Below are 11,288 nucleotides of genomic sequence, written 5' to 3' on the forward strand. Positions count from 1 at the left end.
TTGCTGCCGCGCCTCTTCACGCCCTTCACCACCTCCCGCCCGGAGGGTACGGGTCTCGGCCTCGCCCTCAGCCAGCGGCTCATCGAGCGTGCAGCCGGAGAAATCGCCTATATCGGGGAAACTGGCGGCGCGCATTTCCGCGTGACGCTGCCACTCGCAGGCGAAGAAGGAAAAGGCCAATGACCCGACCGGTCTATCTCGTCGATGACGATGAGGCAGTGCGCGAGGCTCTTGGCCTCCTGCTCTCGACCATAGGTCTCAAGGTCAAAGGCTTTGCCGACCCCACCGCCTTCCTCGCCCAATTGCCTCGGCTCGAGCCGGGCTGCATGATCCTCGACATCCGCATGCCCGCCATCAGCGGCCTCAAACTGCAGGAACAGTTGCGGGCAGAGGGCATCAATTGGCCCACCATCGTCATTTCCGGCCATGGCGACATCGAAGCCTGCCGCCGCGCCTTCCGCAACGGAGCCGTGGATTTTCTCTCCAAGCCCGTCGACGAACAGGACCTTATCGACGCCATCCAGCGCGCCCAGCAGGTGCTCGACCAAAGCCTTGCTTCCCAGGCCCTGCGCGCCGAAACCCTTGCTCTCCTCGCCGCGCTCACGCCCCGCGAAACGGAGGTGCTGGAGCGCATCGCCCAGGGCTTTTCCACCCGCGACATCGCCGAAGGTTTGGGCCTCTCGCCCCGCACCGTGGACAGTCATCGGGCGGCCATCGGGGTAAAACTCGGCACCACCTCGCAGGCCGAAATGACCCGGCTCTGGCTCGAGGCCGAGGCGTCTCGGTAGTTCTACCGAGAGCCCCGCGAGCGCTACCGATTCATCCCCGGGCGGCATGAAGCTAGTTTTTCCTCACCAAAGCAGAGGAACACAACATGCTTCGCCAAATCACCCTCGCCGCCATGCTCCTGGCTCCGTCGGCCGCCTTCGCGCAGGACCTGTCGACCGCCCCCTATCTGCCGTTGAGCCTTGCAACCTCCGCCGCCCAGGCCGCGCTCGAAGCCTGCGCCACCGGCGGCTACAACGTCTCCGTCGCCGTCGTGGCGCGTGACGGCGCGACCAAGGTTCTGCTCAAGGCCGACATGTCTGGCCCGCACACTGGCAGCAGCGCCGAAGGCAAGGCTTTTACCGCCGCGGCTCTCGGTCGCGACGCCGGCGAACTGGCCGATTTCATCGCCGCTAACCCCAACAACAATGGCCTGCGCGACATGGACGAACGCTTCGTGATCCAGGCCGGCGGCCTGCCGATCCGTATCGGTGACGCACTGGTCGGCGGCATCGGCGTCGGCGGCGCCCCCAATGGCGGCCTCGATGCCGATTGCGCCCGCGCCGGCCTCGCCGCCATCGCGGCAGAATAAGCACTCCAAAAGGGGGCGGACCGAACGTTCGCCCCCTCGATCGCGGAGACAGAGCCGATTGATACAATCGTTCCGATTGGCTTCAGCCCTCGTTCAGCCGAGCCGGCCTATTGCTACCGCTCCGCCGGGTGGAGGGCAGCATGCCGCATCTCGATTTCATGACCCTCTACATTCTCATCTTCCTCAATTCGCTGACCGTGGCAGCGATCTGGGCCGGCTTTGCCTATACCTATCGCCCGCACGCGGCGGCACAGCACTGGCTTGTCGCCACTTTGCTGACGCTAATCGGCGGCATCGTCCTCGCAGTCCAGGGCAATGAAGGCTCGGTCGTGCCGGCGATCCTGGGCAATACCATCATCATCCTGGGCTTTTCCCAGTTCTGGATTGGCCTCCGCCGCTTGCGCAACCTGCGCGGCGGCCAGGGCATGGCGGTTGCATTCACGCTCCTCGCTGCGGCCGTGATGGTCGCGCTTTATGACAGCGATCGTGGCCGCGCCATCACCTATGCCGCAGGCCAGGCCATCATCATGCTGACCTGCCTTGTCCACCTGCTGCGCAACCGCCTTCCGGGTATCGGCACCATCATCTCCGCCACAGCATTCGCCATTGCCATGCTCGGCCAGATCATGGTCGTCACCTCCAATGTCGCGGTGCTGGCGGATGCGCTCGACTACGAGGTCTATTATGCCCTCGCCTCTTACGCGCTGCTCTGCACGGTATTTTCCGCCGCGATCTGGAACCTCGGCTTTGCCATGATGGCCATCGATGGCCTGCATCAGAAGCTGACGCATCTCTCCGAGACCGACGATCTGACGGGCCTCGCCAATCGCCGCGCCTTCCGCACCGCGCTCGAAGACATGCAGCAGCGCGCGCTTGGTGGCGTCTATACCTATTCTGTCGTCCTGATCGATCTCAACGACTTCAAGCCACTCAACGACCGTTTCGGCCATGCCGCAGGCGACGCCGCGCTGCAATTTTTTGCTCAGCTTCTGCGTGCTTCGACCCGCAAGGGTGACGTGGTCGCGCGGCTCGGGGGCGACGAATTCTGCATTCTTCTGCCAGACAGCACGGCCTCTGACGCGCGCACCGTCGCCGACGTCGTTCGCCACAAGACCAGCACGGAATCGCTGCTCCTGCCGGAAGCAAGCGTTCGGCTGTCAGCCAGTATCGGTGTTGCAGGCACGCCTGAAGATGGCCAGGTGGACCTGGTGGCCCTGGCCGATACCCGCCTTTATAGGGACAAGAAGCAAACCGGCAGCCCGAGCCGGTCTGAGCCCTCTCGCCTGCAACTGATCACGAAGCGCTAACGGCTGGCCATGGCTGCATCCAGCCGAGGCCCGCACTTGTACTGGCCAGCGGCCGATATTCGGCACCTACCCAGCCGGCATAGCCAACTTCGTCCAGCGCTTTGAAAATATTACTATAATTGATTTCACCGGTACCAGGCTCGTGGCGGCCGGGATGATCGGCGATCTGTACATGGGCGATACGCGGCTGTAGCCGCCGGAAGGTGGGTATCAGGTCACCCTGCACGATCTGCATGTGATAGAAATCGTATTGAAGATAGAGATTATCGTGATCGACGGCATCTGCGATGCGTTCGTAGTCGTCGGTGGAGTTGATCAGGAAGCCCGGCATGTCGCGCCTGTTGATCGGCTCGAGCAGAAGCTTGATACCGGCATCGGCGAGCCGCGGCGCCGCGTAGGCGAGATTGTCGACCAGCACCTTCTCGAGGATCCCACGTTCAACCCCGCTCGGCGCGATGCCGGCAAGACAGTTCACCTGGCCACACCCCGTTGCGCTGGCGAACGCAATGGCCGTGTCGACGCTCCGACGAAACTCGTCAACGCGATCCGGATGGCAGCCGATGCCCCGCTCGCCTGAACCCCAGTCGCCGGCGGGCAAGTTGAATAGTGCCTGCACCAGACCGAACCGCTCAAGCAAAGCCTTGAGCACGGCCGGGTCCTGATCATAGGCCCCAACATATTCGACCGCCTTGAACCCATCCCGAGCCGCTGCCTCGAACCGCTCCATGAATGGCAAGTCCGGATAAAGCATCGAGAGATTAGCGGAAAAACGCGGCATCGATCGCCCTCCTTGATTGGCTCCTTATTATCGTCTCGTGGCGCGCTGTGAACGACATTTGATTGCCTTCCGCTTGCCTGCGTTTTAGGCAAGCATGCTCAAACAGGAGGCATCATGTCGGATTCGGTCGAAGGCCGCTGGGCGGAGATTTTCACGCCGCGCTATGCGACGGTGACGCTCATCCTGTGCCTGGGGGTCGCGTTGCTGGCCTTCAACGCGTTTCTCGCCTCGATTTCTCTGCCCACCGCGGTTGAGGAACTGGGCGGGGTCGCGCTCATTTCCTGGGCCCTCACCCTTTTCCTGGTTTTTGCCATTGTCGGCGGCGCGGGCGCGGCGCTGTTCAAGCAGCGCCTTGGCGCACGCACCGCATTGCTGGTGTCTGCCGGCGTCTTCTTGCTCGGCACGGTGATCGCGGCAACGGCCACTTCCATGCCGCAGGTGCTGGTTGGCCGCGCCATTCAGGGCCTCGGCGAAGGCGTGGTTTCAGCCATCTGCTTCGCCCTCATCCCTGAACTCTTCCCCTCGCGCCTCGTGCCAAAAGTCTTCGGCCTGCAGGCAATGATCTGGGCCATCGCCGCATTCGGCGGCCCCGCCGCTGCCGGGCTTCTCACCGAACTCGTCTCCTGGCGCGCCGCCTTCCTCGTCAACGTGCCGCTGGTGCTGATCTTTGCCGCCATGGTGATGGTGAAAGTGCCGGCCCATACGCCGGGCGAGAAAAAGGCCGTGGCGCGGTTCCCGGGCCTGCGCCTCTTCACCATCGGCGCCGCCATCATGCTGGTGGCCCTGGCGAGCCTCGTGACGCCCCTGCCGGCCGCGGCCCTCCTCGTCGCCTCGGCGCTGCTGCTCGTCGGCGCTGTCTGGATGGATGGCCGTGCGCTCCAGCGATTGATGCCGCGCGATGCCTTCCGCACCAGTTCGGTCGTCGGCACCGGTCTCTGGGTCGTGCTGCTCATCAACATTGCCGGCGCGGGCTCCGCCGTCTATCTCGTGCTCGTCGTGCAGCAGATGTGGGGTTTTGGTCCAGCCGCTGCCGGTGCGCTGGCCGCCGTGCTCGCAGTGACCTGGAGCGTTTCTTCCATCACCGTCGCCAATGTGAGCAGCAAGGAAACGCGCAAGACGCTTATTCGCCTGGGCCCCGGCCTGATCGGCGCTGGCCTGCTGCTCGTTCTCCTCGGGCTGCAGTTCGACCAGGTCGCCATCGTGATCTTCGGACAGATGATCATCGGTGCTGGTTATGGCATCCACAACAGCTACCTGAACCTGACGATGATGGAAGCGGCGACCGACAGCGAGCGCGATCGCGCCTCGGCGCTCATTCCGACCACCCAGTCTGCCGGCAACGCCATCGGCGCGGCGCTGGCCGGCGTGGCCGCCAATTCCGCCGGCCTTGCCGCGGCAGCCTCCACCGCCGCGATCAAGTTCGCACTCGTCCCGATCTACATTCTGGGCGCGGTCACGGCAGCTTTGGCGGTGCTGGCCGCCTGGCGCATGGTGAGCCTCGTTCGCCCGCAGGACGCCAATTCGAGCTTCGCTGCCGGCTAGCGCGCCGCTTCCGTCGCAAAGAGCAGGGCCCCGATCAGTCCGCTGTCGTGGCCCAGCTCTGCCGGCACGACTGCTGGGCGAAATAGTTCGGGCTCACCAGCCAGATGCCCGAGCACGCGCTCAAGGTAACCGGGCGCAAGACCGATACTGCCACCGACCACCACGCGATCCAGCCCCAATATGGCCGTGAGATCGCCAATCAGCGCGGCAACTGCCGCCGCCGACCGATCGATGATCAGCTCATGCGCCCCGCTGTCAAAGACAGCGCGCGCATCGGGCAGGCCGGCTGCAGCCGCAATGGCCCGGCCGCCCGCCACGCTTTCGACCGTCCCCAGCCGACCCGAGCCGCAGCGCTGGTCGCCAAAGCGCGAACTGGAAAAACCCACATGCCCGGCAAGGCCATTGGAGCTGTCGATCAGCCGCCCGCCCAGCACAAGCGCGCCGCCCACGCCGGTGGACACAGTCAGATAAGCAAGATTATGCGCACCCTGTCCCGCCCCCAGCCGCGCCTCGGCCAGGCCGGCCGCCGCAGCATCATTCACCGGCCGCGCCATGGCACCAAAGCGCCGGCGAAGGTTTTCGCCGAGCGGAGCGGCGCTGATGGCGCGCAGCGTGCCGGTGTTGACCGCATGCCAGTTGCCATCCTTGTCGACCCGCCCCGCCACGGCAACGCCGAGCGCCGCCCCGGCCTCAAAACCAAGCCCGGCCAGCAGCTCGGCCAGCGCATCGAGCTGCGCCTCCATGCCCGCGCCGGGGTCAGTAGCCCGCTGTCGCCGCTCGACAACCTTGCCGCCCTCGATGCGGGCGGCAGCCGTCTTGGTGCCGCCGAGGTCGACGGCAAAACCCGAAAGGCTCATGCCGCGCCTCGCACGGCGGCGGCAAACCAGCCGGTCACGTGTTCCAGCCGCGTCAGCGCGCTGCCTACGGTCACTGCATCCGCACCTGCCGCCATGGCGCGCGCCGCCAGGTCAGGCGTGTTGATGCGCCCCTCGGCCATTACAAACCCGCCAAGGGCACGAAACGCCGCGATCAATTCAAAATCAGGCCCATCGTGACGTCCCTCGGTCTCGGCCGTATAGCCCGAAAGCGTCGAGCCCAACACCGCCGCGCCCGCCGCAAGCGCTACCCGACCATCTTCGAGCGTGGCACAATCGGCCATCGCCAGTCGCCCGCGCCCGAGAATGGCCGCCAGCACATCCTCGCGCGAACTCGGTCGCGACCGTGGCGTCGCGTCATAGGCAATGATATCGGCGCCGGCATCGGCCAGCGCCAAGGCGTCTTCTACCGTGACGGTGATGCGCACCGGGCTATCGGCGAGGTCCGTCTTGACGATACCGATGATCGGCACGTCGACCACGGGCCGCACGGCCCGCAGATTGTCGACCCCTTCGATCCTCAGCCCGACCGCACCGCCGGCCACGGCCGCGCGGGCCATGGCTGCAACGATCTCTGGGCGATCCATCGGACCATCATCGACCGGTTGGCACGAAGCGACGAGGCCGCCCTTCAACCGCTGCAGCACAGTCATAACGTCAACGCCTCTCAACCAACGCGCTTTGCGAGACCGACATCCTTCACGATGGCGCGAATCTTGTCGATGGTCGCGCCGTCGAGCGGCTTGATCGGTGCGGTCATGGTTGCCGAACTGAGAAGACCGACCTCGGCCATCGCCGCCTTGAAGGCGCCGACGCCCGCAGCATCGCCCGAGCGACCGGTCGAGCAGAAGACGATTTCAAAGAGCCGGTTGAGGTAATCCTGCTCGGCGATCGCTTCGTCCATCTTGCCTGCCTTGGCGGCGGCCCAGAGCCGGACATAGGAGCCGGCGTCGACATTGGCGAGGCCCGGCACGGCGCCATCGGCACCGATCATCGCCATGGCATCGACAACGACTTCGTGGCCGGTAAAGAGAGCCAGCGGACGCCCCGCAGCTTCGTTCATGGCGATGAGGCGACGGAAGCCAACGTCATCGCCCGAAGAATCCTTGACCCCGACAATGACGCCTTCCCTACCGAGTTCGACCAGCAGCCTGGCCGAAAGCTTGCGGTGCACGCGCACCGGAATGTCATAGGCAAAGAGCGGCACATCGATACCGGCGCGGATCAGGCGGAAGTGATCGGCAACCTCGGCCTCGTCATTGATCGTATAGACCGGCGCGGTCGCAACGATGGCGTCGGCGCCTGCGGCCACCAGCGCCCGCGCGCCTTCGGCAATGCGGGCCGCGGTGAGATCGATGGCGCCTGCGATCACGGGCACCCGGCCCGCTGCGGTCTTGCTGACCGCCTTGACGATGGCGACGCGGTCGGCATCGGTGAGATAGGCCACCTGCCCCGTCGAACCGAGCGCGAAAATGCCGTCGACGCCCGAAACGATCAGGTGTTCGACGAGCTTTTCGAGGTCGCCATAGTTGACGGTGCCGTCGGTGTTGAGCGGGGTGACGATGGGCGGGATGATGCCCTGGTAGCTGTGCTTGGTCATGGTCTTTCGCGTGTCAGCTATTGAAAGAAGTTGGGGTGGGTTTAGCCGTGCCGGGCCTGAAGCAGGCTCGGCGCTGCATTGAGAAGCGTGCGTGTGTAGTCCTCGGCGGGATTGTTCAGCACCTGCGCACCGGGGCCGAATTCGACCACCTTGCCGTTGCGCATCACCGCGATATCGTCGGCGATGTAGCGCACGGTCTGGATGTCATGGGAGATGAACACCATGCCCAGATCGAGCTCGCGCTTGAGGTCTTGCAAGAGGTTGAGGATTTGGGCGCGCACCGAAACATCGAGCGCCGAAGTCGGCTCGTCGGCAACAATCACCTCAGGCTCGAGCGCCAGCGCCCGGGCAATGGCGACGCGCTGCCTCTGCCCGCCCGAAAGCTGGGCCGGAATGGCGTCGAGCACCGATTGCGGCAGGCCCACAAGCCCGACGAGTTCGCGAACCCGCGCCTCTCGGCTCGCGGCATTGCCGATGCCATGCACTTCCAGCGGATCGGTCAGCGCGTCGCGCACCAACATGCGGGCATTGAGCGCCGTCGCCGGGTCCTGAAACACCACCGAAACGACCCTGCCGATACGCTTGCGCGTCGCCGCGTCAAAACGGCGGACGGCTTGGCCGGCGAACAGGACTTCCCCGGCGCTGGGCTCGATCAGCCCCACCAGCACCTTAGCTGCCGTCGACTTGCCAGAACCGGACTCGCCCACGATGCCCAGGGTCTGCCCCCGCCGCACCGAGAACGAAACCGTGTCCACCCCACGCAACATGCGCGGTCGAAAGAAGGTCGAGCCACGGATACGGAAATCGACGCAGACATCGCGCAGTTCGATCACGGGCGTGCTCATTGGCCGGCCTCCAGCGCTGCAACGGTTTCGTCGTCGGGATGGGCCGCATAGAAATGCGAGGTTCCGGGCACCTGTCGCATGATCGGCGTCACGCCCGCATTGCGGCCGGGATCGGAAGAGCGCGGCGCGAAACGATCACCCGCGGGGAATTCACGCGGCGACGGCACGACGCCGCGGATTTGGTGGAGCCGCGACGCGCCCGCCTCGATGCTGAGCACAGCGCCGAGCAGCCCCCGCGTATATTCGTGCATCGGCTGGGTGAGAATGTCCCGCGTGCTGCCCCGCTCGACCAGTTGCCCGGCATACATGACCGCCACGCGATGCGAGATTTCGGCCACCAGCGCCAGGTCGTGCGAGACGAAGAGCATGGCAAAGCCGAGTTCCTCGCGGAGCCGGTTGAGCAGTTCGACGACCTGCTTCTGCACGGTGACGTCGAGCGCCGTCGTCGGCTCGTCGGCGATCACCAGCTTGGGGTCGCGGGTCAGCGCCATGGCGATGAGCACGCGCTGCCGCTGGCCGCCGGAAAGCTCGTGCGGGTAGGAATTAAGGATGCGCTTGGGATCGAGCCCGACGAGTTCAAGCAGCTCTTCGGCGCTCCGGGTGCCGCCGCGCGAGGTCAGCTGCTTCATCTGCGCGCGGATCAGCATGGCCGGGTTCAGCGACGAGAGCGCATCCTGATAGATCATGGCGATGCCCTTGCCGCGCAGCCCATTGCGCTGCCGCTCGGTCATGGCGAGCAGGTTCTTGCCCTCGAAGAGGATTTCGCCCTGAATTTTCGCGCGCGGATCGAGCAGGCCCATGATGGCGAGCGAGGTGATCGACTTGCCGCAACCGGACTCGCCGACCAGCGCCATTGTCTCCCCCGGCCGCACGCTGAACGAGACATTGTCGACCACATTGACCGCCCCATGACGCGGAAACGCGATGCTGAGATTGCGCACTTCAAGCAGCGGCGCTGCCCCCTCGGCATAGACCAGGCGATCGGTGCGCGCGCTTTCGACGGCGCGCAGCTGCGCCAGGCGATCTTCGAGCGAGACGACTGGCTCGGCGGCAACATTGGCCTTGGGCTTTTCCGCCTGATCGATGGCGGCGGCCACGGCACTGGCATTGACCTGCGTCCGGCTGCGCGGCGCGGCCATCGCGTCGGTCATGCCCTCGGCAAGAATATTGAGCGCCAGCACGGTCGTGGTGATCAGCGCACCGGCAAAAAGCGTCGGCCACCAGCCACCCGACATCACCAGCTGCCGCCCCGAAGCCATGACATTGCCCCAGGAGGGTTCCGGATCGGGAACGCCGGCCTGAATGAACGAAAGCGAGGCTTCGAACACGATAGCATCGGCAACGAGCACGGTCGCAAAGACCAGGATCGGCGCCAGGCAATTGCGCGCGACATGCTTGATCAGGATGCGCGGTGTCGAGGCCCCCATCACCCGGATTGCGGCCACATAGTCCTCACCGAACTGGCCTATGATATTGGCGCGAATGACGCGGGTCAGCTGCGGCGTGTAGAGAAAGGCGATCGTCAGGACCAGCACCGGCAACGATTGGCCGAAGACCGTCACCAGCATGACCGCAAGGGCAATGCCGGGGAAGGACATGATCATGTCGAGCAAGCGCATCAGCGTCTCGGCGACCCATTTGTGCGCCGTCGCCGTGATGGCGCCGAGCACCGAGGCGGCCAGTAGGGCAACCGCAGTCGCCGCGAGCCCGATAACCAGCGAATAGCCTGAACCATGGACCAGGCGCGACAGCACGTCGCGGCCCTGCCGGTCAGTGCCGAACCAGTGCGCCGCATCGGGGGCCGCTGGGCCGCGCGTCAGTCCGGTCGCCAGCGGATCATAGGGCGAGATAAGCGGCGCGAACACCGCCATGAGCCCGACCAGCACCAGCAGGCCGAGGGCGATTTTCGATGTCAGCGGCAGGTGGCGCAGCCCCGAAAGGCGCATGCCCGGCCGGGAGAGTTTTTGAGTGGTCTCGGTCCTGATCACGTCAGATCGTCCTGATGCGCGGGTTGACCAGCACGTAGAGCAGGTCGACAATGACATTGATCACGACAAAGGCGAGAGCCACGGTGAGGGTCACACCCTGCACCAGATTGGGCTCGTTATTCGTCACGCCGTTCATGATCAGCATGCCCATCCCGTTGATATTGAAGATGATCTCGATCACCACCGCGCCGCCCATGAGGTAGCCGATGCGCAGGCCAAGCACGGTGATCGGGGTGATGAGCGCATTGCGCAGCACATTTCGGCCAACAACCACATGTCGCGGAATCCCTGCGCCGAGCGCGGTGCGGACATAGTCGCGGTCGAGTTCCTCGACGACAGCCGTGCGGACCACGCGCGAGAGCTGGCCGATCACCGGCACGGCCAGCGCCACCGACGGCAGCAGCATGCGCAGGAACCATCCGCCGAAATCGCTGGTCAGCACCGGCAGCTTCCCCGAAGTGGGCAGCATGGAAAAAATCCCCACCTTGTTGCCGAGCAGTTGGATCAGCAGCACCGCCAGCCAGAACGATGGCGTCGAAAGCGACGCTATGGACAAGACGCGGATGATCTGGTCCGGCCAGCGATCGCGATAGATCGCCGCGACGACGCCCAGAATAAGCGACCCGATCACCGCAAAGATCAGTCCTAGAAAGGTCAACTGCAACGTGATCGGAAAGGCCCGCATCACCTCGTCGATCACGGGCAACTGCCGCGCCGAATAGGTGCCGAGGTCGAAATGAGCGAGGCCCGAAACGAACCGCACATAGCGCGTCAACAGCGGATCATCGAGGCCATGTTCGAGCCTGTATTCCTGCCGCGCTTCAACCGACGCTCCCTCGCCCAGCGCCGTAATGGCCGGGTCGATATTGGAGAACGACATCACGAAGAAGACGAGGAAGGTGATCCCGAGGATCATGATCGGCAACTGCACCAGGCGGCGCACGATCAGGTTTAGCACTTTTGACATGTCCGGCTCGCTCGCTGTGGACAGAAAGC

At 64.8% G+C, this 11,288-nt stretch carries 12 protein-coding genes; 5 read left to right on the forward strand and 7 right to left on the reverse strand.

Annotated features, from left to right (window positions below; genetic code table 11):
• The 4 genes from J0I64_RS19695 to J0I64_RS19710 form a co-directional block, all read left to right on the forward strand.
• The coding region (locus J0I64_RS19695) for an ATP-binding protein (protein ID WP_291411454.1) at positions 1 to 183 on the forward strand (183 nt) is incomplete at its 5' end.
• Positions 180 to 788, forward strand: a complete 609-nt coding sequence (locus J0I64_RS19700; RefSeq protein WP_291411456.1) for a response regulator — start codon at positions 180 to 182, stop codon at positions 786 to 788. The genes J0I64_RS19695 and J0I64_RS19700, both read left to right, overlap by 4 nt.
• Positions 789 to 874: 86 nt before the next feature.
• Positions 875 to 1,357 (forward strand): heme-binding protein, encoded by a 483-nt coding sequence (locus J0I64_RS19705; protein ID WP_291411458.1) that lies wholly within the window; start codon positions 875 to 877, stop codon positions 1,355 to 1,357.
• Positions 1,358 to 1,497: 140 nt separating this feature from the next.
• Positions 1,498 to 2,664, forward strand: a complete 1,167-nt coding sequence (locus J0I64_RS19710; RefSeq protein WP_291411460.1) for a GGDEF domain-containing protein — start codon at positions 1,498 to 1,500, stop codon at positions 2,662 to 2,664.
• Here J0I64_RS19710 and otnI read toward each other — a convergent pair.
• Positions 2,651 to 3,442, reverse strand: a complete 792-nt coding sequence (gene otnI / locus J0I64_RS19715; RefSeq protein ID WP_291411462.1) for a 2-oxo-tetronate isomerase — start codon at positions 3,440 to 3,442, stop codon at positions 2,651 to 2,653. The genes J0I64_RS19710 and otnI overlap by 14 nt on opposite strands.
• A 114-nt stretch (positions 3,443 to 3,556) precedes the next feature.
• On the opposite strand from otnI, the gene J0I64_RS19720 reads away from it, so the two are divergent.
• Positions 3,557 to 4,984: an MFS transporter gene (locus tag J0I64_RS19720; RefSeq protein WP_291411464.1), complete on the forward strand. Its 1,428-nt coding sequence runs from the start codon at positions 3,557 to 3,559 to the stop codon at positions 4,982 to 4,984.
• Here the strand turns inward: J0I64_RS19720 and J0I64_RS19725 are convergent.
• The 6 genes from J0I64_RS19725 to J0I64_RS19750 form a co-directional block, all read right to left on the reverse strand.
• Complete coding sequence (locus J0I64_RS19725; protein WP_291411466.1) at positions 4,981 to 5,841, reverse strand: ROK family protein; 861 nt, start codon at positions 5,839 to 5,841, stop codon at positions 4,981 to 4,983. The genes J0I64_RS19720 and J0I64_RS19725 overlap by 4 nt on opposite strands.
• Positions 5,838 to 6,512 (reverse strand): putative N-acetylmannosamine-6-phosphate 2-epimerase, encoded by a 675-nt coding sequence (locus tag J0I64_RS19730; RefSeq protein WP_291411468.1) that lies wholly within the window; start codon positions 6,510 to 6,512, stop codon positions 5,838 to 5,840. Before J0I64_RS19730 ends, J0I64_RS19725 begins: the two co-directional genes overlap by 4 nt.
• A 14-nt stretch (positions 6,513 to 6,526) precedes the next feature.
• On the reverse strand, positions 6,527 to 7,459 hold the full coding sequence (locus J0I64_RS19735; RefSeq protein ID WP_291411470.1) for a dihydrodipicolinate synthase family protein: 933 nt from the start codon (positions 7,457 to 7,459) through the stop codon (positions 6,527 to 6,529).
• 41 nt (positions 7,460 to 7,500) lie between these two features.
• Positions 7,501 to 8,304, reverse strand: coding sequence for an ATP-binding cassette domain-containing protein (locus J0I64_RS19740; protein WP_291411472.1), 804 nt, complete (start codon positions 8,302 to 8,304; stop codon positions 7,501 to 7,503).
• Positions 8,301 to 10,292 carry a dipeptide/oligopeptide/nickel ABC transporter permease/ATP-binding protein gene (locus J0I64_RS19745; protein ID WP_291411474.1) on the reverse strand — a complete coding sequence of 664 codons (1,992 nt, stop codon included), beginning with the start codon at positions 10,290 to 10,292 and terminating at the stop codon, positions 8,301 to 8,303. Before J0I64_RS19745 ends, J0I64_RS19740 begins: the two co-directional genes overlap by 4 nt.
• A gap of 1 nt (position 10,293) precedes the next feature.
• Positions 10,294 to 11,288: ABC transporter permease (locus tag J0I64_RS19750; protein WP_291411476.1), on the reverse strand; the 995-nt coding region annotated here is incomplete at its 5' end.

The organism is Devosia sp. (assembly GCF_017307565.1).
In the GTDB taxonomy this organism is placed as follows: domain Bacteria; phylum Pseudomonadota; class Alphaproteobacteria; order Rhizobiales; family Devosiaceae; genus Devosia.

Bases quoted from the DNA above. Each gene is read 5' to 3' on its own strand.
- J0I64_RS19700 (WP_291411456.1), top strand. From the start codon at position 180: ATGACCCGACCGGTCTATCTCGTCGATGACGATGAGGCAGTGCGCGAG.
- J0I64_RS19705 (WP_291411458.1), top strand. From the start codon at position 875: ATGCTTCGCCAAATCACCCTCGCCGCCATGCTCCTGGCTCCGTCGGCC.
- J0I64_RS19710 (WP_291411460.1), top strand. From the start codon at position 1,498: ATGCCGCATCTCGATTTCATGACCCTCTACATTCTCATCTTCCTCAAT.
- otnI (WP_291411462.1), bottom strand. From the start codon at position 3,442: ATGCCGCGTTTTTCCGCTAATCTCTCGATGCTTTATCCGGACTTGCCA.
- J0I64_RS19720 (WP_291411464.1), top strand. From the start codon at position 3,557: ATGTCGGATTCGGTCGAAGGCCGCTGGGCGGAGATTTTCACGCCGCGC.
- J0I64_RS19725 (WP_291411466.1), bottom strand. From the start codon at position 5,841: ATGAGCCTTTCGGGTTTTGCCGTCGACCTCGGCGGCACCAAGACGGCT.
- J0I64_RS19730 (WP_291411468.1), bottom strand. From the start codon at position 6,512: ATGACTGTGCTGCAGCGGTTGAAGGGCGGCCTCGTCGCTTCGTGCCAA.
- J0I64_RS19735 (WP_291411470.1), bottom strand. From the start codon at position 7,459: ATGACCAAGCACAGCTACCAGGGCATCATCCCGCCCATCGTCACCCCG.
- J0I64_RS19740 (WP_291411472.1), bottom strand. From the start codon at position 8,304: ATGAGCACGCCCGTGATCGAACTGCGCGATGTCTGCGTCGATTTCCGT.